At 73.5% G+C, this 22,693-nt stretch carries 16 protein-coding genes; 9 read left to right on the top strand and 7 right to left on the bottom strand.

Translation table 11 applies throughout. The annotated features are described in order from the left end of the window. Positions 1 to 146 precede the first annotated feature (146 nt). From OG202_RS45965 to OG202_RS45985, 5 genes are all read left to right on the top strand, one after another. Positions 147 to 2,669 (top strand): condensation domain-containing protein, encoded by a 2,523-nt coding sequence (locus OG202_RS45965; RefSeq protein ID WP_328224634.1) that lies wholly within the window; start codon positions 147 to 149, stop codon positions 2,667 to 2,669. Positions 2,670 to 2,746: 77 nt separating this feature from the next. Further along, entirely contained in the window at positions 2,747 to 3,955 is a 1,209-nt protein-coding gene (metK, locus tag OG202_RS45970; protein WP_326573073.1) for a methionine adenosyltransferase, read from the top strand. A 33-nt stretch (positions 3,956 to 3,988) separates the two neighbouring features. After that, the gene (gene metH / locus OG202_RS45975) at positions 3,989 to 7,456 is read left to right on the top strand and encodes a methionine synthase (RefSeq protein ID WP_328222115.1); all 3,468 of its coding nucleotides are present in this window, start codon (positions 3,989 to 3,991) and stop codon (positions 7,454 to 7,456) included. After that, a complete protein-coding gene (gene metF / locus OG202_RS45980) occupies positions 7,453 to 8,358 on the top strand; it encodes a methylenetetrahydrofolate reductase [NAD(P)H] (protein ID WP_328222114.1) in 906 nt (301 codons plus the stop codon). The genes metH and metF overlap by 4 nt, the downstream gene beginning before the upstream one ends. 174 nt (positions 8,359 to 8,532) lie before the next feature. Continuing rightward, positions 8,533 to 9,498 carry a hypothetical protein gene (locus OG202_RS45985; RefSeq protein ID WP_327726225.1) on the top strand — a complete coding sequence of 322 codons (966 nt, stop codon included), beginning with the start codon at positions 8,533 to 8,535 and terminating at the stop codon, positions 9,496 to 9,498. A gap of 97 nt (positions 9,499 to 9,595) precedes the next feature. Here OG202_RS45985 and OG202_RS45990 read toward each other — a convergent pair whose 3' ends face one another. Together OG202_RS45990 and OG202_RS45995 are read right to left on the bottom strand one after the other, a co-directional pair. Further along, entirely contained in the window at positions 9,596 to 11,068 is a 1,473-nt protein-coding gene (locus OG202_RS45990) for an LVIVD repeat-containing protein (RefSeq protein ID WP_405892099.1), read from the bottom strand. 318 nt (positions 11,069 to 11,386) lie between these two features. After that, on the bottom strand, positions 11,387 to 12,172 hold the full coding sequence (locus OG202_RS45995; RefSeq protein ID WP_326585315.1) for an SDR family oxidoreductase: 786 nt from the start codon (positions 12,170 to 12,172) through the stop codon (positions 11,387 to 11,389). A gap of 448 nt (positions 12,173 to 12,620) precedes the next feature. On the opposite strand from OG202_RS45995, the gene OG202_RS46000 reads away from it, so the two are divergent. From OG202_RS46000 to OG202_RS46015, 4 genes are all read left to right on the top strand, one after another. Further along, positions 12,621 to 13,847: an amidohydrolase family protein gene (locus OG202_RS46000; RefSeq protein WP_327726224.1), complete on the top strand. Its 1,227-nt coding sequence runs from the start codon at positions 12,621 to 12,623 to the stop codon at positions 13,845 to 13,847. A gap of 210 nt (positions 13,848 to 14,057) precedes the next feature. After that, entirely contained in the window at positions 14,058 to 15,596 is a 1,539-nt protein-coding gene (locus OG202_RS46005; protein ID WP_326585317.1) for an FAD-binding oxidoreductase, read from the top strand. Further along, positions 15,593 to 16,126 carry a hypothetical protein gene (locus OG202_RS46010; RefSeq protein ID WP_327726223.1) on the top strand — a complete coding sequence of 178 codons (534 nt, stop codon included), beginning with the start codon at positions 15,593 to 15,595 and terminating at the stop codon, positions 16,124 to 16,126. The genes OG202_RS46005 and OG202_RS46010 overlap by 4 nt, the downstream gene beginning before the upstream one ends. A 99-nt stretch (positions 16,127 to 16,225) precedes the next feature. Continuing rightward, positions 16,226 to 17,686, top strand: coding sequence for an MFS transporter (locus OG202_RS46015; protein ID WP_327726222.1), 1,461 nt, complete (start codon positions 16,226 to 16,228; stop codon positions 17,684 to 17,686). A gap of 98 nt (positions 17,687 to 17,784) precedes the next feature. Here the strand turns inward: OG202_RS46015 and OG202_RS46020 are convergent, their stop codons facing one another. From OG202_RS46020 to OG202_RS46040, 5 genes are all read right to left on the bottom strand, one after another. Then, on the bottom strand, positions 17,785 to 19,344 hold the full coding sequence (locus OG202_RS46020) for an FAD-dependent oxidoreductase (protein ID WP_327726221.1): 1,560 nt from the start codon (positions 19,342 to 19,344) through the stop codon (positions 17,785 to 17,787). A gap of 35 nt (positions 19,345 to 19,379) precedes the next feature. Continuing rightward, positions 19,380 to 19,979: a class I SAM-dependent methyltransferase gene (locus OG202_RS46025; RefSeq protein WP_326585321.1), complete on the bottom strand. Its 600-nt coding sequence runs from the start codon at positions 19,977 to 19,979 to the stop codon at positions 19,380 to 19,382. Between the two features lie 153 nt (positions 19,980 to 20,132). Continuing rightward, the gene (locus OG202_RS46030) at positions 20,133 to 20,597 is read right to left on the bottom strand and encodes a hypothetical protein (protein WP_326585322.1); all 465 of its coding nucleotides are present in this window, start codon (positions 20,595 to 20,597) and stop codon (positions 20,133 to 20,135) included. Next, on the bottom strand, positions 20,594 to 21,091 hold the full coding sequence (locus OG202_RS46035) for a pyridoxamine 5'-phosphate oxidase family protein (protein WP_326585323.1): 498 nt from the start codon (positions 21,089 to 21,091) through the stop codon (positions 20,594 to 20,596). The genes OG202_RS46030 and OG202_RS46035 overlap by 4 nt, the downstream gene beginning before the upstream one ends. Before the next feature lie 125 nt (positions 21,092 to 21,216). Continuing rightward, positions 21,217 to 22,635, bottom strand: a complete 1,419-nt coding sequence (locus OG202_RS46040; protein WP_328222113.1) for a cytochrome P450 — start codon at positions 22,633 to 22,635, stop codon at positions 21,217 to 21,219. Between the last annotated feature and the right edge of the window lie 58 nt (positions 22,636 to 22,693).

The raw sequence follows: 22,693 nt of genomic DNA on the forward strand, positions 1-22,693 counted from the left end.
GCCGGCCTTCGCATACTCGTTGCGCGCTCGCAGAGAGGGGAGGCAGGGGGTTCTCCGCAGTCGTCCGCACAAGCCGTGCACACAGCCGTACGCGTCCAGGGGCGGCGTACGCGCGGCCACGCGGACGTGCGCGCCCCGGACAGCCGATGACCGCCGACCACACCTCATCCACGCCGCCCGAGGAGATGACGACCGTCGTCGTCGACCTCGGCCGGCCCCCCTACGACACCCCCGCCCTCGAACTGCGCGGCCCGCTGGGCCCGGCCCGGCTCGAGGCCGCCCTGGACCACCTCGCCGCCGACAACCCCGACGCGCCGGTGTGGCGTCACCGGATCGACCGCCTCGGCCACGAGCACCACGCGCTGCGGCTGGCCGCCGACGACGTGCACACACCGGGCGACGCCTTCCCCTACGGCCTGCTCGCCGACCTGCTCACCCGCTCCACGCCCGCACGGCCCGCCCCCACCCTGGTGCCCACCCCGCTGCAGCGCGAGCTGCTCGCCGACGCCGACGCCCTCCCCGGCCGGCACCTCGCCCAGCTCGCCTGGGCCTGGCACGGCCCCCTGGACAGCGAACGCTTCCACACCGCCTGGCAGTCGGTCGTCGACCACGAGAGCGTGCTGCGCACCGCCTTCGACGACAGCTGCGAACCCCTCCTCGTACGGCACGAGCACACCGACGCCGAGGTGCTGTGGCTGCCGCACGGCACCGCCCGCTGGCCCGACGTACTGGAGGACGACCGCCGGCGCGGCATCGACCCGCGCCGGCCCGGCGCCCTGCGCGTCACCGTCCTCGCCGGCGCTCCCGCCCCCACGCCCCCCGCCGAGCCCGCCCGGGTCCTGCTCACCTACCACCACGCCCTGCTCGACGACTGGAGCGCACGCCTGCTGCTGCGGGCGTTCTACCGCGCCTACCTGGCGGACGGCCGCCTGCCCGGCGGTGAACGGCGCCCCGATCTGCGCGACTACGTCCGCTGGCTGCGCCGTCAGGACACCGCCCCGGCCAGGGACTTCTGGACGCGGGCCGTACCGCCGCGCACCGCGGCCGCCTGGCCCGCCCGGCACACCGCCCCCGCCCCGGCCGGCCCCGTCGGACGCACCCGGCTGCGCCTGAGTGCCGCCCAGACCGAGCGGCTCGCCGCCTGGGCGGCACGCTGGGGCAGCACCGAGAGCGGCGCACTGCAAGCCGTCTGGTCCCTGCTGCTGTACCGGGCCGGCGGGGCCCGGGCCGCGGCCCCCGTCCGGTTCAGCGTCACCGCCTCCGGACGCGGCATCCCCTTCGAGGGCGCCCCCCGCATGCCGGCCGCGCTGAGCACCGCCTGGCCGCTGTCCGTCGAGGTCGCCCCCCACTCCACCGTGGCGACGCTGCTCAGCGATCTGCGCGACCGGATCCTGGAACGCTCGGCCTATGAATGGCTCTCACCGGGACAGATCCGCTCCTGGACGGCCCCGCAGCACCACGCGGCCAACGGTACGCACAGCCCCACCGGCACCGAGGACGGTACGCACAGCCCCACCGGCACCGAGGACGGTACGCACAGCCCCACCGGCACCGAGGACGGTACGCACAGCCCCACCGGCACCGAGGACGGTACGCACAGCCCCACCGGCACCGAGGACGGTACGCACAGCCCCACCGGCACCGAGGACGGTACGCACAGCCCCACCGGCACCGAGGACGGTACGCACAGCCCCACCGGCACCGAGGACGGTACGCACAGCCCCACCGGCACCGAGGACGGCACGCGCAGCCCCACCGGCACCGAGGACGGCACGCGCAGCCCCACCGGCACCGAGGACGGCACGCGCAGCCCCACCGGCACCGAGGACGGCACGCGCAGCCCCACCGGCACCGAGGACGGCACGCGCAGCCCCACCGGCACCGAGGACGGCACCCTCCTCGTCTTCGAGAACAGGTTCCGCGACCCGGACGACCTGACCGCCGCCCTCGCCGCCCGCGGCATCCGCGTGGAGCACCCCGAGACCCTGGGAACCCCCACGGCCTTCCCCCTCACGCTCGTCGCCCACCACGACGGCGACGAACAGCTCGTCCTGACCGCCGTCCACGACCGCTCCCGGATCGCCGACGCCACCGACGTCCTGACCCACAGCGCCCTGCTCCTGGGCGAACTGCCCTACGTGGCCGACGACTCCACGACCGTGGCCGACCTGCTGCGGCTGCTGCCCGCCGCCGACACCACCACGACGCCCGCGTCACCCCCCACCCCACCCACCGGCGCCGCCCACCGCGCGGACACCCGGCCACACGCCCAGGCGCAGCCCCCACTGCTGCCGCTGCGGGCCGCCGCCGACGCCCGGGCGGGCACCGTCTGCCTGCTCCAGACCCCCCACGTCCCCCGCGCCCGCTACGACCGGCTCGCCCGCGCCTACCAGGGCCCCGAAGCGGTGATCCTGCTGCGCGCGGTACCCGGCGGGCCGCACGCCCGGTACACCGCGCTACGCCCCCTGGCCCGCGCCGGCCGGCTCCTGGTCCTGGGCGGCTTCTCCGGCGGCGGAAGCACCGCCTACGAGATCGCCCGGCGTATCGCGGCGGCCGGCGGCCGGCCCCCGCTCACGGTGCTCACCGGCGCCGCGACCGGCGCGGACCGCCTCGCCCGGCTGCTCGAAACCGCCGCCGCCCAGGCCGGGCACCCCGGACGCACCGGATGACCGGCCCCGGCGGCGCCGCCATGAGCCAGGGACGGCCGGCCGGCCGTCACGCGACCCCCCTACACCCCTGGAGAGACATGTCCCGTCGCCTGTTCACCTCGGAGTCCGTGACCGAGGGCCACCCCGACAAGATCGCCGACCAGATCAGCGACGCCGTCCTGGACGCCCTGCTGCGCCAGGACCCCCACGCCCGTGTGGCCGTCGAGACACTGATCACGACCGGCCAGGTCCACATCGCCGGAGAGGTCACCACCACGGCCTACGCGCCGATCGCCCAGATCGTCCGCGACACCGTCCTGTCCATCGGATACGACTCCTCCGCCAAGGGCTTCGACGGCGCCTCCTGCGGCGTCTCCCTCTCCCTCGGCGCCCAGTCGCCCGACATCGCCCAGGGCGTCGACACCGCCTACGAGGCCCGGACGGCCGGCGCCGACGACGCACTGGACCGGCAGGGCGCCGGCGACCAGGGCCTGATGTTCGGCTACGCCACCGACGAGACACCGTCCCTGATGCCGCTGCCCATCGAGCTCGCCCACCGGCTGTCCCGCCGCCTGGCCGAGGTGCGCAAGAACGGCACCGTGCCCTACCTGCGGCCCGACGGCAAGACCCAGGTCACCCTCGAGTACCGGGGCCACACCCCGGTCCGCCTGGACACGGTCGTCGTCTCCTCGCAGCACGCCGCCGACGTCGACCTCGACACACTGCTCGCGCCGGACATCCGCCGCCACGTCGTCGACCACGTGCTGGCCGGCCTGGCCGAGGACGGCATCAAACTGGACACCGAGGACCACCGCCTGCTGGTCAACCCGACCGGACGCTTCGAGATCGGCGGCCCCATGGGCGACGCCGGCCTGACCGGCCGCAAGATCATCATCGACACCTACGGCGGCATGGCCCGCCACGGTGGCGGCGCCTTCTCCGGCAAGGACCCCTCCAAGGTCGACCGCTCCGCCGCCTACGCGATGCGCTGGGTCGCCAAGAACGTCGTGGCCGCGGGCCTGGCCGAGCGCTGCGAGGTGCAGGTGGCGTACGCGATCGGCAAGGCCGAACCGGTCAGCGTGTTCGTGGAGACCTTCGGCACCGGCGAGGTCCCCCAGAACCGTATCGAGGACGCCATCGCCCAGGTCTTCGACCTGCGCCCGGCCGCCATCATCCGCGACCTCGACCTGCTGCGCCCGATCTACACGCGGACCGCCGCCTACGGCCACTTCGGCCGCGAACTGCCCGACTTCACCTGGGAGCGCACCGACCGCGCCCGGCACCTGAAGGACGCGGCCGGCCTCTGAAACGGCCGGCCGCCCCAGCCCGAGGGAGGCGTAGTGAACACGACCCGGACGGACGCCCTGCGCGAGGCGCTGGCCACCCGTGTGGTGGTCGCCGACGGCGCGATGGGCACGATGCTGCAGGCGCAGGACCCGACCATGGAGGACTTCCAGCAGCTGGAGGGCTGCAACGAGGTCCTCAACGCCACCCGCCCCGACATCGTGCGCTCGGTGCACGCCGCGTACTTCGAGGCGGGTGTGGACTGCGTGGAGACCAACACCTTCGGCGCGAACCACGCGGCCCTGGCGGAGTACGACATCCCCGATCGTGTGCACGAACTGTCCGAGGCGGGGGCGCGGATCGCCCGCGAGACGGCGGACGAGTACACCGCCCGCGACGGCCGGCAGCGGTGGGTGCTGGGCTCCATCGGCCCGGGCACCAAACTGCCCACCCTGGGCCACATCGGGTACACGACGATCCGGGACGGTTTCCAGGCCAACGCGGAGGGCCTGCTCGCCGGCGGCGCGGACGCGCTGATCGTGGAGACCACGCAGGACCTGCTCCAGACGAAGGCCGCCGTCCTGGGCGCCCGCCGCGCGATGCGGGCGGCGGGCGCCCAGGTTCCCCTGCTGGTGTCGCTGGCGTTCGAGACGACCGGCACCATGCTGCTGGGCTCGGAGATCGGCGCCGCGCTGACCGCGCTGGAGCCGCTGGGCATCGACATGATCGGCCTGAACTGCTCGACCGGCCCCGCCGAGATGAGCGAGCACCTGCGCCATCTGGCCCGCCACTCCCGCATCCCGCTGCTGTGCATGCCCAACGCCGGCCTGCCGGTACTGACCAGGGACGGCGCCCACTTCCCCCTCGGTCCCAAGGGCCTGGCCGACGCCCAGGAGAACTTCGTCCGCGAGTACGGTCTGTCCCTGGTCGGCGGTTGCTGCGGGACCACGCCCGAGCATCTGCGGCAGGTGGTGGAGCGGGTCCGTGGCCTCACGCCCGCCCCGCGCGAGGCGCGTCCCGAGCCGGGTGCCGCCTCCCTCTACCAGAGCGTGCCCTTCCGCCAGGACACCGCGTACATGGCGATCGGGGAGCGGACGAACGCCAACGGGTCGAAGAAGTTCCGTGAGGCGATGCTGGAGGCGCGCTGGGACGACTGTGTGGAGATGGCCCGCGACCAGATCCGTGAGGGCGCCCACATGCTCGACCTGTGTGTGGATTATGTGGGCCGTGACGGTGTGGCCGACATGGCCGAGCTGGCCGGCCGGTTCGCCACCGCCTCGACCCTGCCCATCGTTTTGGACTCCACCGAGGTGCCCGTCATTAGGGCCGGGCTGGAGAAGCTGGGCGGGCGGGCGGTCATCAACTCCGTCAACTACGAGGACGGTGACGGCCCCGCCTCCCGCTTCGCGAAGGTCACGCAGCTGGCGCGGGAGCACGGGGCGGCGCTGATCGCGCTGACCATCGACGAGGAGGGGCAGGCCCGTACCCCGCAGAAGAAGGTCGAGATCGCCGAACGGCTGATCGCGGATCTGACCGGGAACTGGGGTATCCACGAGTCGGACATCCTCATCGACACCCTGACCTTCACGATCTGTACCGGGCAGGAGGAGTCCCGCGGGGACGGTATCGCCACCATCGAGGCGATCCGTGAGCTCAAGCGCCGCCATCCGCAGGTGCAGACCACGCTGGGGCTGTCGAACATCTCCTTCGGTCTGAACCCGGCCGCGCGGATCCTGCTGAACTCCGTCTTCCTGGACGAGTGTGTGAAGGCGGGCCTGGACTCGGCGATCGTGCACGCCTCGAAGATCCTGCCGATCGCCCGCTTCAGCGAGGAGGAGGTCACCACCGCTCTGGACCTCATCCATGACCGGCGGGCCGAGGGGTATGACCCGCTGCAGAAGCTGATGGCGCTGTTCGAGGGCGCCACCGCCAGGTCGTTGAAGGCGGGCAAGGCCGAGGAGCTGGCGGCGCTGCCGCTGGAGGAGCGTCTCAAGCGCCGCATCATCGACGGTGAGAAGAACGGCCTGGAGGCCGACCTGGACGCGGCCCTGCGGGAGCGGCCGGCGCTGGACATCGTCAACGACACGCTGCTGGACGGGATGAAGGTGGTCGGTGAGCTGTTCGGCTCCGGCCAGATGCAGCTGCCGTTCGTGCTGCAGTCCGCCGAGGTCATGAAGAGTGCGGTGGCGCATCTGGAGCCGCACATGGAGAAGACCGACGACGAGGGCAAGGGCACCATCGTGCTGGCCACGGTGCGCGGTGACGTCCATGACATCGGCAAGAACCTCGTGGACATCATTCTGTCCAACAACGGCTACACGGTGGTCAATCTCGGTATCAAGCAGCCGGTCTCGGCGATCCTGGACGCCGCCAAGGAGCACCGGGCCGATGTGATCGGGATGTCCGGGCTGCTGGTCAAGTCCACGGTGATCATGAAGGAGAACCTTCAGGAGCTCAACCAGCGCAAGCTGGCCGCCGACTACCCGGTCATCCTCGGCGGGGCCGCCCTGACCCGCGCCTATGTCGAGCAGGACCTGCACGAGATCTACGAGGGCGAGGTCCGCTACGCCCGGGACGCGTTCGAGGGGCTGCGGCTGATGGACGCCCTGATCGGCGTCAAACGGGGCGTGCCGGGCGCGAAGCTGCCCGAGCTCAGGCAGCGCCGGGTACGGGCGACGGCCACGGCCACCGCGGTCGAGGAGCGCCCGGAGGAGGGGCACGTCCGCTCCGACGTGGCCACCGACAACCCCGTCCCCACACCCCCGTTCCGGGGCACCCGCGTCGTCAAGGGCATCCAGCTCAAGGAGTACGCGGCCTGGCTCGACGAGACCGCGCTGTTCCGCGGCCAGTGGGGCCTGACCAAGGAGCTGGTCGAGACCGAGGGCCGGCCCCGCCTGCGCGGCCTGCTGGACCGGCTCCAGACCGGCAACCTCCTGGAAGCGGCCGTCGTCCACGGCTACTTCCCCTGCGTCTCCAAGGGCGACGACCTGATCATCCTGGACGAGCAGGGCAACGAACGCACCCGCTTCTCCTTCCCCCGCCAGCGCCGCGGCCGCCGGCTGTGCCTGGCCGACTTCTTCCGCCCCGAGGAGTCCGGCGAGATGGACGTCGTCGGCCTCCAGGTCGTCACCGTCGGCTCCCGCATCGGCGAGGAGACCGCCAGGCTCTTCGAGGCCGACGCCTACCGCGACTACCTCGAACTGCACGGGCTGTCCGTGCAGCTGGCCGAGGCACTCGCCGAGTACTGGCACGCCCGGGTGCGCGCCGAACTCGGTATCGCCGCCGGCGACGCCCACACGCTGGACGGCCTGTTGCGCACCGAGTACCAGGGGTGCCGCTACTCCCTGGGCTACCCGGCCTGCCCCGACCTGGAGGACCGCGCCAAGATCGCTGAACTGCTGCAGCCGGAACGCATCGGTGTGCGCCTGTCGCAGGAGTTCCAGCTGCATCCCGAACAGTCCACCGACGCCCTCGTGGTCCACCACCCCGAGGCGGGCTATTTCAGCGCGGGGGGCCGGCCTTGAGCACCCTGCGGGAGATCCTGGCGGGCGGCGCCCACTCCGTCTCCTTCGAGTTCTTCCCGCCGAAGACACACGCCGGGACCCGGACGCTGTGGAACGCGATCCGCCGGATCGAACCGCTCGCCCCCACCTTCGTCTCGGTCACCTACGGGGCCGGCGGCTCCTCGCGGGAGCGCACGATCGAGGTCACCAAACGCATCGCCGCCCAGACCACGCTGCGGCCCGTGGCGCACCTGACCGCCGTGGGCCACTCCGCCGACGAGCTGAGACACATCATCGGCCAGTACGCGGACGCGGGCGTGCGCGACGTGCTCGCACTGCGCGGCGACCCGCCGGGCGACCCGAACGCGCCCTGGGTCCCGCATCCCGGGGGCTTCACCCACGCCCACGAACTGGTCTCGCTGGTGCGCAGGTCGGGCGGCTTCAGCGTGGGCGTGGCCGCCTTCCCCGAGCGCCACCCCCGTTCGCCCGACTGGGACACCGACATCCGCCACTTCGTGGCCAAGTGCCGTGCGGGCGCCGACTACGCCGTCACCCAGATGTTCTTCCGGGCGGAGGACTACCTGCGGTTGCGCGACCGGGTCGCGGCGGCGGGCTGCGACACCCCGGTCATCCCCGAGATCATGCCCGCGACCGACGTCCGGCAGATCGCGCGGTTCGCCGAACTGTCCCACGCCACCTTCCCCGACGACCTCGCCCGAAGGCTGGACGCCTGCCGCGGCAACCCGGCGGACGGACACCGCGTCGGCGTCGAGCACGCCACCGCCATGGCCGAACGGCTGCTGGCCGAGGGCGCTCCCGGCCTGCACTACATCACTCTCAACCGGTCCGCCGCGACCCTGGAGATCCACCGGAACATCCACCGCGCCCTGCGCGGTCCCCACGCCCTCTCGGCCGCCCGCTGACACCGGATCGGCACGGGCGGCGCGCACGGCAGGCACCGCACCCCGCCGCACCGCACCGCACTGGACCGGCCGCACCGGACGGGGCGGGACGGGGCGGGGCGGGGCCCGCAGGACCGCTTGAGCCGCGCTCGAGATCCGTGGCCCCTGCCACGGGCCCGGGGTTCACTTGGCGCCATGGCCCTCCACGCGCAGCTCCCGCCGTGCCCGATGCTGTCCGAGCCCCGGCTGCGGGACGCCCAGGCCCTGCTGCTGTCCGGCGACCCGCGCCGGGCGGCCGACCGCTGCGCACACCTGCTCGGGGGTGCCCCGCACGCCAGGACACCCGGCTGGCAGGCCGCGTTCGGCGCGCTGCGCGCGGAGTCCCTGCTGTGCCTGGGCGACGCCGGGTGGGCCGAGCGTGAGGCCGCCGCCGCGGTACGGGCCGCCCCGCCCGGCGGTGCCCTGGTGCTGTGGCCGGCGGCGGTCCTGGCGCAGACACTGACCGAGACGGGCCGGTACGAGGAGGCGGACCGGCAACTGCGCGACGCCGCCCGCGGACCGCTGCCGTCCACGGCGTACGCCCTGCCGTACCTCAGGGCCCGCGGCCGGCACCGCCTGGCCGTGCGGCGCCCCGCGGAGGCCCTCGCCGACTTCCGGCGGACCGGGGGAGGGGTGAACCGTCCCGACGCGGGCCTGTTCTTGCACCTTCCCTGGCGGACCGACGCGGCCGAGGCCCTGCTGGGGCTGGGCCGCTGCCGGCAGGCCGCGGAACTGGTCCGCGAACAGCTCGCCCGCACCGCCGTCCTCGGCCCCAGGTACCGGGGCGTCGCCTTGCGTCTGCTGGCGGCCACCGAGGAACCGGCCCGGCGGCCGGCCACGCTCGCCCGGGCGATCGTCGAACTGCGCGCCTGCGCCGACCGCCCGGAGCTCGCCCGTGCGCTGGCCGACCTGGGGGACTGCCTGCACGACCTGGGGGACGACTTCACCGCCGGCGGGGTCCTGCGGCGCGCCCGGCACCTGGCCGCCGACTGCGGAGCGCCACCGCTGCCCGCACGCGTCCTGCCCGGTACCGTCCGCCCGGCCCGGTACCGGGCCGGCACGTCCCCGCGCCGCCTGCCCGCCGCGCCCCGCGACGACCGTCCCGCCGCCAGCGGCGTGTGAGCGCCCGGCCCTCGGCGCCGGCACCCGGCGCCGAGGGCCGGGCGTCCGTGCCGGAACCCGTGCCCGCGGCCGCGTTTGCGCCGGCCCCCGTGCGCGGTCAGTCGTCGGCGCCGAAGTAGTCCGGCTGGGTCTGCACGTTGAGCTCGCGCAGCCGGATCTTCCGCGCGGGGTCGGTCCGCCTGTCGTTGATCTTCAGGACGTCGAGCCCCTTGACCAGGTCGCTCGAGTAGATGTGGCCGTTGTAGTAGTACGCCGACCACGAGCCGCCCCATGCGACGGCGTCCGTGGTGAGCGGGCCGCGCTCGAAGTAGGCGATCTCCCTGGGCCTGGCGGAGTCGGTGAAGTCCCAGACGGAGACACCGCCCTGGTACCAGGCCTGGACCATGATGTCCTTGCCCTTGACCGGGATCAGTGAGCCGTTGTGGGCGACGCAGTTCTCGGTGGCCGTCTGGTGGCGCGGGATCTTGTAGTAGCTCCTGAAGACGAGCTTGCGCCGGTCGCCCTTGCCGACGATGTCGTAGATGCCGTCGGCGCCGCGGTCGGGTCCGATCTCCGCGTTGCAGGTGGCCGCGCCGCCGCCGCCCAGCTCGTCGGTGAAGACGACCTTGTCGGCTTTCTGGTTGAAGGTCGCCGAGTGCCAGAACGCGAAGTTGACGTTGTCCTGGACCTGGTCGATGACCCGGGGGCGCTCGGGGTCGGCGATGTCGAGGAGGACGCCGTCGCCCATGCAGGCGCCTGCCGCGAGGTCCTCGGAGGGCAGCACGGTGATGTCGTGGCAGCCGGTGGTCTTGGTGACGCCCGGGTGGGTGGGCTCGCCCGGGTTGCCGCCGCCGTCCGGTCCGTCGCCGGGGAAGAGCACCGGGAAGCCGACCACGGCGGCCTTGTGCGGGGCGCCGCGCGGCACCTTGATGACCGAGATGCCGTCGAGCGGCGGCCGGCAGTCGGGGTAGGTGGCGCTGGGGCCGTAGGAGGAGACGTAGATGTAGACGCTCCGGCGCTCGGGCACCAGGGTGTGGGTGTGCGAGCCGCAGGGGGTCTCGACGGCGGCGACGTACTTCGGGTTCGCCTTGTCGCTGATGTCGAAGACCTTCATGCCCTCCCAGGAGGACTTCTCGGTCTCCGGCTGTTCGGTGCTGGCGCAGGAGTCGTCGCTGCGCGAGGAGTCGGTGGACAGGAAGAGCAGGTTCCCTGAGACGGATATGTCGTTCTGCCAGCCCGGGCAGAAGACCTGGGCGACGGTCTTCGGGGACGCGGGCACGCTCATGTCGAAGATCCGGAAACCGTCGAAGTTGCCCGCGAAGGCGTACCTCCCCTGGAAGGCGATATCCGTGTTGAAGCCCGGCAGCGCCTGGTTGGGGAGACTGGCCACGGGTTCGATGTTGGCCGAGTGGACGATCCCGTCGGGAGCCGGGACGCCGCCCGGGGACGGCGCGGTGGTGCCGGGGCCGGGGGCCGCACCCGCCTGAGTCGTCGTCAGGAGCGTGCACAGGAGCCCGGCGGCGGCCACGAGCGCGCCCAGGCGTCTGCGCCGCGCTCGGGGACGGGGCAGGGGACGGGTCAACAGGGGCACCGCGGCCCTCCCTGGTCGAAGTGGTCGCCGTGCACGGCGGAACGGTGCACGGACATCGGCAGTATCGGTCCGGTCACGACCGCGCCGGTCGAGGCGGGCTTGACCGTCCGTGGAGCCGCCGGACCCGCACCGCGCGGGAGCGCGGTGCGGGCGGCTAGGGGGCTTCTGATGGATCTCCGCGGCGTCGCGACGCCCGGCACGCACTCTCGCCGCACCGGACGAAAGCCCGACTAGCTCCGCTACGAGGACTTCCGCCCGGCACGCCGGGAGCACGCACCGACCGCCGCTCCTTCTTCCACGGAGCTCCGTCAGAAGCCCCTAGGCGTCGATGTCGCGGAGCTTGAAGGCCGAGGCGAGTTCCGCGACCGGAACGGTCCGCCCCGCGTACCGGTCGAGGTGCGCGCTCTCGAACAGCGCGTGGATTGCGCGGCCGGGGAATTCCAGCGAGTCGGTGTCCGCCGGAATCCGGTCCGCGCTGGTCGCCGCCATGACCGCCTCGGTGCGGGTGAACCCCGGCGAGAGCGCCAGCGCCGTGGCGCCGTGCGGGCGCAGGTCGTGCGCGACGGTGCGGGCGAGCCGGCTCACGGCCGTCATCGCCAGGTCGTAGAACACGTGCCCGCCCAGGACCTCGGAGCCGGGATCGGTGTAGCCGGTGAAGACCAGCAGGCCGCGACGCTCGATGAGCAGCGGTGCGGCGTGCCAGGCGGAGACCATGTGGCTGCGGACACCGACGTCGACCATGTTCGACCAGTGTTCCAGCGGCAGTGTCCAGAACGGCCCGCCCACGAAGGGCAGCGCGTTGCCGTTGAAGGCGTTGGCGACCATGAGGTCGATGCCGCCCTGTTCGGCACGGATCCGGTCGAACAGGGCGGCCACCGCCTTGTCGTCGGCGTGATCGACGACCACCCCGATCCCCGTGCCGCCACGGGCCGTCACCTGCTCGGCCGTGTCCTCCACGGTTCCCGGCAGGTCGCTGTAGCGCCGCCCGCGGGACTCCCGGTCGGTGACGTAGACGGTCGCGCCGGCCTCGCCGAGGACGAGCGCCGTGCCCCGGCCGATGCCGCGCGCCGCACCGGTGACGACCGCGATCGTGCTGCTGTCCATGTGATCCTCCCCTGGCATGCGTCGCCTGGCACGCTACGTGCGTCACCCCGGGGGGAGGCGGTCCCACACGGGACAGAGGAGGACATCCGCCGCGAATTCCGCGCCGTGCTCGACGGATCCCCGAGCGAAACTGCACCGCTGGTGCAGCGGGGCCGGCGGCCACCGCCGGCCGATGGTGACACGGCCACCGCCCGGCCGACGTCCGTGTCCTGGCCGGCCGGACGCGCCCCCGCCCCGTGCGCCCCGTGCGCCCCGTGCCCTCCAGGATCGCTCGAGCCCCGGTGGGGGACCGTGGCCCTGCCGGGCGGACCCCGCTTCACTTGGGGAACCAGCCCCCCCCGCGACCGCCGGCCGCCGGCCCTCACCCCCGGGGCCGGCGGCCCGGCCGCGGCGTCCGCCACCGGGCCCCGGGCCCCGGCCCGCACGCGAGAAGAAGACGGAGCCGACCGTGCACCCACCCGCCCCTGCCGAGCCCGGCCGCCTGACCGCCGTCCGGGCCGCGAACATCTTCGACGGTGACCGGGTGCGCGGACCGGGCACCGTCTTCATACGGCAGGGGGTCATCACCGGCGTCGAGACGGCCAACACCGCTCCCCCCTGCGACGCGGCCGTCCATGAACTGGGGCCCGGCTCCTTCCTGCTGCCCGGGCTCATCGACGCCCACAGCCATCTGTGCTGGAACGCCGGGCCCGACGCCGTCGCCGCCGTCACCGCGGACCCGCAGGCCACCCTGCACGCCAACGTCCGGGCGGCCGCCGCCCGCGCCCTGCGGGCGGGCATCACCACCGTCCGGGACCTGGGCGACCGCGACTACGCGGTCGTGGCGGTACGCGACGCCGCCGCACCCCGCCGGCACGAACTGCCCGAACTGCTCGCCGCCGGGCCCCCCTTGACCACGCCCCGGGGCCACTGCCACTTCCTCGGCGGCGGCACCGCGGGGGCGCACGCGCTGCGGCGCGCGGTGCGCGAGCGGTTCGACCGCGGCTGCCACACGGTGAAGGTGATGGCCAGCGGCGGCAGCGTCACCCCGGGCAGCGACCCCTCCCTGCGGCAGTTCACCGCGGACGAACTGCGGGCCGTGGCCGAACAGGCGCACGCTCTGGGAATGAACACGGCCGCGCACGCGCACGCCCCGGCCGCCATCCTCGACGCGGCGCGCGCGGGCTTCGCGACGGTCGAACACGTCTCGTTCATGACGGGCGACCGCTTCCGTCCGCGGGCCGCCGTCATCGACGCGCTCGTGAGCGCCGGGACCTTCGCCTCGCTGACGGCCGGGGACGTCTGCGCGGACCGGGCCGCCGCGCCGCCGCTGGCCGCGAAGATGCTCCAGTGCCTGGCGACGGTGCTGCCGCCGCTGAGGGCGGCGGGCGCCCGGATCGTCCTGGGCTCGGACGCCGGGATCGGGCCGACCAAGCCCCACGACGCACTCGTCGAGGGCGTGCGCGATGCCGTGCGGCTCGGCGTCGACGGTGCCGCCGCGCTGCGCATGGTCACCGGCGAGGCGGCCGAGGCCTGCGGGGTCCAGGGCCGCAAGGGACGCCTCGCGCCGGGCGCCGACGCCGATCTGCTCGTCCTGGGGGCCGACCCGGTCCTGGACATGGCGGCGCTGACCGAGGTGCGCGGCGTCTACCGCCTGGGACACCCGGTGCACGGCCACGACGCCGCCCCCCTCTGAGACGCCCCCGCCGGGCAGGCATCCGGCGGCCCGCTGGACTTCCGCTCGACGACCGCTCGAGTCCGGGCGGAAAACGGCGTTTTGCCCCGCGCGGCCCGTTACGGTGCTCAAGGCCGACGGCCGGCGAGGAACCCACAACCGGCCCTGCGCCCCGCCTGTCCCACCCGCACCGCCCTTTTCCGCACCACAGCCGACAACCGGGGGAGAACCATGATCAACCGCAGAGGAGCCGTCCGCCTGGGCATAGGCGCCGGCGCCGCCACCGCACTCGGCGGTGCCCTGTCCGCCCCCACCGCGGGGGCCGCGCCGTCCGGCCGCCGCCGCGCCGCGGGCCCCGACTGGAACGCGCTGCGGCGCCACCTGTCGGGGGACGTCGTCCTGCCGGGGGAGGCGGACTACGACCGCGCCCGCAAGATCTACATCGGCTACTACGACCGGGTCAGACCGCAGGCCGTCGCCTACCTGGACAACACCGAGGACGTCCGCACGGCCCTGAAGTTCGCGCAGGACCACGCGATCCGGCCGACGATCCGCAGCGGCGGCCACAGCTTCGGCGGCTACTCCGTCTCCGACGGCCTGGTGCTCAACCTCTCCCGCCTCGATACGGTCCGCCTCGGCACGCGCACCGTCCACGTGGGCCCCGCCGCCCAGCAGGTCGACGTCCTCCAGCAACTCGCCCCCCAGGGCATCGCCGTGGCCAGCGGCATCTGTCCCGGGGTGTGCCCCGGCGGCTTCGTGCAGGGCGGCGGCCTGGGCTGGCTGACCCGCCAGTACGGCATGGCGTGCGACACCCTCGTCTCCGCGCAGGTCGTCCTCGCCGACGGGCGCGTCGTGCGGGCCTCCCCCAAGGAGCACCCCGACCTGTTCTGGGCGATGCGCGGCGGAGGCGGCGGCAACTTCGGTGTCGTCACCCGCTACGAGATGCGGGCGTTCGACGTGCGCTCCATGGTGAACTTCCAGCTCACCTGGCCGGCCGACGCCGCCCAGCGGCTCATGGCCGCCTGGCAGAACTGGGTGATCGACGGCCCCCGCGAACTGGGGGCGGCCCTGGGCCTGCAGATGACCGACGCCGGCAGCGACGCCGTCGACCTCATGGTCTACGGCGCCTGGCTGGGCGCGCCGGACAGGTTCCCGGCGGTCCTCGACTCGCTGATCTCCATGGCCGGTTCGGCACCCGCGACCCGGGACATCAAGGAACTGTCCTACCGCGACGCCATGATGTCCTGGTACGGCTGCGCCGACCTGACACCGCAGCAGTGCCACACCGTCGGCTACACCCCCGAGGCGAAACTGCCCCGGGAGAACTTCGCGCTCGACCGCAACCGGATGTTCTCCGGCCCCGTCCCCGACCAGGGCCTGCACGACATGCTGAACGTCTTCTACGCCGACCGGCGCCCCGGGCAGTTCCGCTACCTCAGCCTCTTCGCCTTCGGCGGCGCCGCCAACGACGTCGAGCGCACCGCGGCGGCGTACGTCCACCGGGACACCGAGTTCTACACCGGCTTCTCGGTGGGGCTGTCCGACCCCAGCCCCACCCCGGAGGACGAGGCGGCCGCCCGCGCCTGGGACGACAAGGCCTTCGCGGTCATCGACCCGCTCTCCAACAAGGAGAGCTACCAGAACTTCATCGACCCCGCGCTCACCGACTGGAAGTCCTCCTACTACGGCGAGAACTACGAGCGGCTCACCACCGTCAAGCGCACCTACGACCCGCACCGCCTGTTCTCCTTCGCACAGGGGATCGTGTGAGCTCCAGGCACCCGCTCAAAGGCCGCGTGGCCGTCGTCGCCGACGGCCACGCGGCTGCGGCCGCGGCATCGCCACCGGACCCGGCGCAGCCGGCGCGACCGTGTACGTCACCGGCCGCACCTGTGCCGGGCACCCCCTTCGAGAGGGGCCGCCCGGAGACCACCGAGGAGACCGCGGCCCTGGTCCAGGAGGCCGGCGGCACCGACGGCCACCGCGACGACCTCTGCTGCGACCCGGCCGAACACGCGGTGGTCCGGCTCGCCCGCGCCCAGGCCGCGGAACTGGCACGGCACCACGTCGCGGCCGTGGCCGTCACCCCGGGACTCCCGCGCTCGCAGGCGATGCCCGACCACGTCGGGGTGAGCGAGGAGAACCGGCGCGAGGCGATCGCCGCCGACGCGCTCTTCGCGTTCTCCGCGAGCCCGCGCCACCTGCGGCGCGGCTGGCCGCCGACCCGCACGCACCCGGCAGGTCGGGAGACCTGTACGCCAGTTGGGAGCTCGCCGAGGAGCACGGCTTCACGGATGTGACCGGCGACCGGCCCAACTGGCGCCACCGGAGCCGGTGAACGCCCCTCCGGTGAACGACCCCCGGTGGAAATCCGATACCCGACCAAGAAGGTGACACACATGGCCGACCCACGAGCCGGCACGAGCAACGGTGCGGGCAAGATACTCCTCGCACTGCTCTGCATGGCTCAGTTCATGCTGATCCTGGACCTCGCCGTCGTCGCGGTGGCCGTGCCCTCGATCCAGTCCCAACTGGGCGTCTCCACGGCGGACATCCAGTGGGTCTCCACCGCCTACGGCCTGGCCTTCGGCGGCTTCCTGGTCGCCGCGGGCCGCGCGGCCGACCTCTTCGGCCCCAAGCGCATCCTCCTGGCCGGCCTGGCCGTCTTCGCTCTCGCCTCCGCCGCATGCGGCCTGGCCCCCGGCGGCGGCCTGCTCTTCGTCGCCCGCGCCGTACAGGGATTCGGCGCCGCCCTCGTCTCCCCGGCCGCGCTGACCCTGGTCACCACCAGCTTCGGCGAGGGCGAGGACCGCAACAAGGCGCTCGGCATCTGGGGGGCCGTCTCCTCGGGCGGCGCGATCGCCGGACAACTGCTCGGCGGAGTCCTCACCGACCTGGCCGGATGGCGCTCCATCTTCCTGATCAACGTGCCCATCGGCATCGCCGTGATCGTCGCCGTGGCGGCGTATGTGCGCAAGGACCGGCCCCGCGCCCAGGGACGCATCGACCTGCCGGGCGCGGCGCTGCTCACCGCGGGCGTCGTCCTGCTGGTGACCGCGGTGACCCGGGCGGCCGAACACGCCCTGGACACCAGTGTCCTGGCCACCGGCGCCGGCGGGCTGCTCGTCCTGGTGGCCTTCACCCTCCACGAATCCCGGGCCGCCCACCCCGTGGTCCGCCTGTCGATGTTCCGCAACCGGTACGTGGCCTACGGCAACCTGGTGTGCATGCTCACCTCCGGCGTGGGCACCGTCTCGGTGTTCCTCACCACCCTCTACCTGCAGCAGGTGCTCGGCCTGAGCCCGATGACGGCCGGCCTGGGGTTCGTCCCGGTCACCGCGCTGATCCTGGTGGTGTCGATGCGGATCCAGCCGCTGGTGAAGAGGTTCGGCGTGCGGACGCTGCTGCATGTCTCCGCGCTCTGCCTCGTGATCGGGGCGCTGCTGCTCAGCCTGGTCACCGTCGACGGCTCCTACTGGGTGCAGGTGCTTCCCGGGCTGCTGTTCAGCGGCCTGGGCGCGGCGCTCAGCTTCACCCCGGCGATGATCCTGTGCACCACCGGCGTCGCCGACGAGGACCAGGGGCTCGCCTCCGGGATCCTGGGCACCTCGCAGCAGATCGGTGCGGCCGTCTTCCTCGCGGCCCTGAACACCGTGGTGGCCGCGGTCGCCGCCGGCGGCGGCCCGCAGGCGCTGACCGACGGGTTCCGGGCGGGTTTCCTGTGGTCCCTCACACTGCCCGTCCTCATGGTCGTCTGCGTCCTGGCGCTGCCCCGCGAACGGGCGGGGCAGCCGGACGGCGCAGGCACCGGCGACGGCGGCTCCGCGAAGCCGGGCCCGGCCGAGGAAGCCGTCCGCTGACCGGCACGGGCCGGCCATACCGGCCGGCCCGTGCCTTTGCTCGCCGAGCGGGCCCGAAGGCGAGGGGCACCGCACCGGTGGGTCCTCACGCCGCCGCCTCAGGCGGGGGCCGTCCCCCCGCGGGCGCCGGCGCCCGCCCGGGCGCCGCCGCCCGGGCGGGCCGGGCCGCACCAGTACCGCAGGCTGTGCCGCAGCTGCCCGGTGCCACCGCCGTGACCGGCCCAGGCGATGTACCCGTCCGGCCGCACGAGCAGCGCCTCGGCCAGATCGGTGCGCTCCGCCCGGCCCCGTACGACGGTGACCCGGTCGGCCCACCCCTGGGCGGCACCCGCGCAGACACCTCCCGCGGACTGGTCGAGCAGGACGAACGTGCCCTCCCGGAACAGCTCGTACAGCCGCCCGGCCCCGGGCCCGGGGCCGGCCCCGGCCGGCCGCAGCGCCGCATCCGGCAGCCGGCGCCCCACGAGCCGGTGCACCGGGCCGTCAACGGCGCCGGGCAGCGGCGGATACCGCAGCGTGAGACCGGACAACTGATCGACGACCGCGGACTGCACCAGGGGCAGCCCCATCAGCCGGGTGCTCAGCGAACGCACCACGCGCGCGGCGGGCGACCTGGACACCTCGAAGCGGTAGAGCAGATCCGTCGTGCGCAGCGTGGCACGGGCGATGGGGCGGCGCTCGCGCTGGTAGGTGTCCAGGACATGCGCGGGACAGCGGCCCCGCAGATGGGCCGCGAGCTTCCAGCCCAGGTTCAGCGCGTCCTGGACACCCGTCTGCAACCCCTGGCCGCCGGAGGGGATATGGGTGTGCGCGGCGTCACCGGCGAGCAGCACCCGGCCCAGCCGGTAACGCTCGCTGAGCCGCTGCTCGCTGCGGAACCGGGACATCCACAAAGGGTCGTGCAGACCGAAGTCGGTGCCCAGGACCGACCGGCAGCTGTCCCGCAGCTCCGCCACCGTCACCGGCGTGTCCACCGGCACCGCCATCCGCTCACGGTCCAGGACGATCAGCCGGAACGTGCCGTCACCGAACGGGAAGAGGACCACCATGCCGCGCCGCCCCATGCGCGCGTACACCACCGGGTCGGGCTCGACGGCGAGCCGCACGTCGGCGACGATCAGCGAACTCTCATAGGCCGACCCCTCGAACCGGATACCGGCCAGCCGCCGCACCGTGCTGTGCGCCCCGTCGCAGCCGACCACGAAGTCCGTGTGCAGCACCGTGGTGCCCTCCGCGGTGGTGAGGTCGGCGCTCACACCGCCGGCGTCCTGCCGCAGCCCGGTCAGTTCGACACCACGCCTGATGCGGGCGCCGCGCTCCACCGCCCAGCGGCGCAGCTGCTCCTCGGTCCGGTGTTGCGGGATGACCAGCATGTACGGGAAGGGGGTGTCGGCCCTGCCGTAGTCCAGCCAGCCCTTGCCGTCGCCCAGGGCGGCGTGCGCCCACGGCAGCCCCCGCTCCACGAACGGCTCGGCGCGGCCCCGCAGGTCGAGCAGTTCGAGGGTGCGCGGGAGCAGACCGAAGGCCCGGGAGCGGTCGGACGCCGCCGGCCGCTTGTCGATCACATGGCAGGTGAGGCCTGCCGCGCACAGCTCCGCGGCAAGCGTGAGACCGGTGGGCCCGGCTCCCACCACGAGGACGGACGGGGACGTGGACATCGGCGCTCCTGAAGGTGCCTGTCGGGCCGCAGCGGTCATACGGGGCGTACGGCGTGGGTGACGACGAAGACGCCCGGGTGGGTCTCCGCCCGGCGCGGGCAGAGGCCGGCCCGCCGTACCAGGGCCCGCATCTCCTCGGCGCCGTACAGCCGGGGCAGCCGGCCCAGAGCCTTCAGGACCACGGTGAGCAGCGCTCCCGGCGGGGCGTGCTCGGCGATCAGGACGGATCCGCCCGGGCGCAGCACCCGCCGCACCTCCCTGAGCCCCGCCTCCGCGTCCGTCCAGTGGCCGAACGAGGTGGTGCTGAGCACCAGGTCGACACCGCCGTCCGGCAGCGGCAGCCTCTCGGCGCGGCCGGCGTGGAGCGAAGCGGCGGGCAGCCGCTTGCCGGCGATGGCGAGCATCGCCTCGGCCGGGTCCACGCCGTGCAGGCGGGCGCCCGGCCACCGCTCGGCGGCCGCGGACAGCAGCTGCCCGGTGCCGCAGCCGATGTCGAGCACGGTGTCCGGGGCGAGACGGGCCTGCTGGGCCCAGCCGAGCACCAGGTCGTGGGCGGCCACGCAGTCCTTGCCGAACTTGGCGTCGTAGCGCGGCGCGATCCGGTTGAAGGTGCGCACGTGTCCGGGGTCTGCCATGGCTTGCTCCGCCTTTCCGGCGCTGTCGACGCAGGGCACATCACCAAGACGCAGGGCCCATCACATGAAGGGGGCCCGCCGCTCCCGTGAGGGCTGCCCGCCCCGCCGTGGCCGGGCCCAGGCCCAGGCCCAGGGCAGGGGCCGGGGCCGGGGTCAGGGGCTGAAGTCCTGGCTCTCCTTCAGCACGGACCGGGCGATCTCCTCCAGCCTGTCCCACTGGATCGACTCCGGAGGCGTGAGCCCGCGCGCCTTGAGGTAGCGCGCGGTCTCACGCTCCATGGCCTCGGCGACGCCCGCCCAGCCCTCCGAGCCCAGACCGGGCCCGGGAATGACCCGCTCGGGCGTGAACCCCCAGCCCTCGCCGTGCCGGGCCAGGCGGCCGGTGACCGACAGCAGCTGGATCGAGCCGAGCCGTTCGTCGTGGCTGTGCCAGAGCAGCCACGCCGGCCCCTCCGCGGCCGGGGTGCCCTCCGGCAGCGCGAGCACCATCACCGAGGACTCCCGGTCCTGGCGCGGCTGCACCCGCAGGCTGAACGGGTACCCGTCGAGGTCCGCGAAGGAGAGCACCGGACGGCTGAACAGGTGCAGGTACTTGTCGAGTTCGGACCACGCCGTCATGCCACACGCTCCAGGATCTGCTCGCCCGTCTCGTTCTTCGAAAAGGTCCACACCCGCTCGGGGGTGACGGTGATCCGCACCCGCCACCAGTAGCCCTTGGGCGTCATCTCCCGGCTCTCGGGGGACAGGACGCCGTGCAGCGAGTCGGGCTGCCTGCGGAACAGTTCGGCCCAGAAGTCCTCCAGGCCCTCGGCGGTGTGCAGCTCGTCCGGCGCGGTGGCGCGGCCCTGGACGAGCACCGGAGCCGTGGTGGAGGGCAGACCGCTGCCGGTGAAGTCGGAGAAGAGCAGGGAGACCCGGTCGTCGCGGTGGATGTGCTCCAGCTTGCGCGGATAGGCCACCCCCGTGCTCAGCACGATCTCGTTCTGCTCGGGCTTCCACAGATACGCCAGGGGCCAGGCGACGGAGCGCCCCTCCTTGGAAAGCGTGGCGAGCTCACAGACTCGTACTCGTCGCAGAACGTCGGTGACGTCTTCGGACAGGTTGGCGAGCATTGGTCTCCAAACCCTTTCGTGGCACGGGCGTCGAATTTCCTGCTGTGCACTTCTTACGCCGCCCGTCACCATAACGGGCCATACCGGCAAGCCACTTGAGAATTACTTGAGGAACACTTTCGCCGTCAGCGCGGCAGGGCGACCAGCTCGGTGAGCGAACCGGATATCGGGACACAGGCCGGCGCCTCGGCTCCCGGCGCCGTGACCAGGGCCCGCACCGTGCCGCCGGGGACCGTGGAGATACGCACGACCGGGTCGATGACCGTGCCGGCCGGAAGGACGACGGGCGCCCGCTGCATGATCCGGGTCAGCACCAGCTGCATCTCCAGGAGCGCCAGGTTCCGGCCGATGCAGTTGTGCTGACCCAGCCCGAAGGGGAAGTACTCGTGCTGCGCGGGCCTGGCGTCCTCCCAGCGCTCCGGGCGAAAACGCAGCGGCTGCGGGAACGTCGCCGGGTCGCGGTGCGTCACGAAGGAGCTCACCACCGCCATCGCGCCGCGCGGCACCGGACACCCGTCCACCTCGGCCCCCTCGTCGGCGTAGCGCACACCGAACGACGCCGGCGGCATCAGCCGCAGACTCTCCTTCACGACCCGGCCGAGCACCGGCATCCGGGCCAGCGTCGCGGGCGTCGGCGGCGCCTGCCCGGCGACCTGGACCACCTCCTCGCGCAGCCGCCGCCACCACGGGCGGTGCTGGTCGAGCAGGACCAGGGTCCACAACAGCGAGGAGGCCACACTGTCGTGGCACAACGCCGTGTACGCCTCGCCGAGCAGCTCGTCATCGGTGAGCCGCTCCCCCTCCTGCCCCTCTGGCCCCGCCAGCCTGCCCAGCAGGTCACCGCCCGCCCCGCCGGCGCGACGGTCGGCGACCAGGGCGCGCAGGATCTCCTCGATCTCGGCCGCCAGCCGGGTCATCCGCGCGTACGGCGTGCCCGGCAGCGGCACCTGCACCAGCGCGGTCAGCGGATGACCGGCCGCCGCGGCCAGCCGCACCATCTTGTCGTTGAGGCGCTCGGCGGCCACCGGATCCTCCAGCCCGGCCATCGTGGCCAGGGAGATCCGGGTCACCAGCCGCGCCAGCTCCTCGTGCAGCACCACCTGCGCGCCGGGCCGCCACCGGTCGAGCATCTCGTCGGTGAACCGCACGATGGCATCGCTGTAGGCGTTGACGTACCGCGGCGAGAAGGCCCGCTGCATGGCCTGGCGGTGCCGCCGGTGCACCGTGCCGTTCAACCGCAGGAGCCCGCTGGTCAACAGCATCATCGGGGAGCCCGCGGGCAGCCGCAGGTGCCGGAAGGAGTCCGACACGAAGCCCGCGCCGGTCAGGACCTGACGCGCCTGCTCGGGACCGAACGCGAACAGCGTGCGCGGCCGGGACGCGGGCAGCGCGCACACGGCACCGTACTCGCGCCGCAGCCGGCACAGAAAGGGCAGCGGACGGCGCAGCAGGTTCAGCCCCGCCGCCATCCGGCGCAGCCCCAGCACATCCGCCGGTCCGGCAAGCCGTCCCGCCCCGGCCGGGGCGGGAGAAGGTCGAGGCATGGCGATTGTCCTCTCGAAATAACGTGCCGAAAAACGTGCCGAAAAACGTGCCGAACGA

The sequence above is a fragment of the Streptomyces sp. NBC_00310 genome (assembly GCF_036208085.1).
Lineage (GTDB): Bacteria > Actinomycetota > Actinomycetes > Streptomycetales > Streptomycetaceae > Streptomyces.

Excerpts from the sequence above, each read along its gene's own strand:
- OG202_RS45965 (WP_328224634.1), top strand. The coding sequence starts at position 147 with ATGACCGCCGACCACACCTCATCCACGCCGCCCGAGGAGATGACGACC.
- OG202_RS46030 (WP_326585322.1), bottom strand. The coding sequence starts at position 20,597 with ATGACGGCGTGGTCCGAACTCGACAAGTACCTGCACCTGTTCAGCCGT.
- OG202_RS46040 (WP_328222113.1), bottom strand. The coding sequence starts at position 22,635 with ATGCCTCGACCTTCTCCCGCCCCGGCCGGGGCGGGACGGCTTGCCGGA.
- OG202_RS46015 (WP_327726222.1), top strand. The coding sequence starts at position 16,226 with ATGGCCGACCCACGAGCCGGCACGAGCAACGGTGCGGGCAAGATACTC.
- OG202_RS46025 (WP_326585321.1), bottom strand. The coding sequence starts at position 19,979 with ATGGCAGACCCCGGACACGTGCGCACCTTCAACCGGATCGCGCCGCGC.
- OG202_RS45985 (WP_327726225.1), top strand. The coding sequence starts at position 8,533 with ATGGCCCTCCACGCGCAGCTCCCGCCGTGCCCGATGCTGTCCGAGCCC.
- OG202_RS46020 (WP_327726221.1), bottom strand. The coding sequence starts at position 19,344 with ATGTCCACGTCCCCGTCCGTCCTCGTGGTGGGAGCCGGGCCCACCGGT.
- OG202_RS45995 (WP_326585315.1), bottom strand. The coding sequence starts at position 12,172 with ATGGACAGCAGCACGATCGCGGTCGTCACCGGTGCGGCGCGCGGCATC.
- OG202_RS46005 (WP_326585317.1), top strand. The coding sequence starts at position 14,058 with ATGATCAACCGCAGAGGAGCCGTCCGCCTGGGCATAGGCGCCGGCGCC.
- OG202_RS46035 (WP_326585323.1), bottom strand. The coding sequence starts at position 21,091 with ATGCTCGCCAACCTGTCCGAAGACGTCACCGACGTTCTGCGACGAGTA.
- metK (WP_326573073.1), top strand. The coding sequence starts at position 2,747 with ATGTCCCGTCGCCTGTTCACCTCGGAGTCCGTGACCGAGGGCCACCCC.